At 64.1% G+C, this 354-nt stretch carries 1 protein-coding gene; it reads right to left on the reverse strand.

Features of this window, described 5'->3' with window-relative positions; all coding sequences use genetic code 11:
• Positions 1 to 354 (reverse strand): multicopper oxidase domain-containing protein (locus FLV34_RS39945; RefSeq protein ID WP_147945647.1); only part of this gene is annotated, 354 nt, incomplete at both ends.

A 354-nucleotide genomic window follows, 5' to 3' on the forward strand; every position in this document is an offset into this window, starting at 1 on the left:
CTGCTTGCCCGGGGCCACGTCGGCCACGGTCTTGGTGCCGTACGGGGTGGTCAGTGTGATCGTCGCCGGCACGTCGCCGTCGTTGACGGCCGTGACCGCGACGTACGCCGACGAGCCCACGCAACGAGACGTGGCGGTAACGGTCAGCGGCACCTTTTCGCTCGCGCCGCCGGTGACCTTGAACACCCCGGCCATTCCCGAGTCGGAGTGGTTTTGTACGTGGCAGTGGTACATCCACATTCCCGGGCCGACGTATTCGCCGGCGATGATTTGGAAGCCGAAGGATTCTGCGGGTCCTGTGGTTTTGGTGTCGATGATTCGGCTTTGGTCGTCTGGGTTGGTGAGTGTGCCGGT

The sequence above is a fragment of the Microbispora sp. CSR-4 genome, from assembly GCF_008033685.1.
GTDB lineage: Bacteria > Actinomycetota > Actinomycetes > Streptosporangiales > Streptosporangiaceae > Microbispora.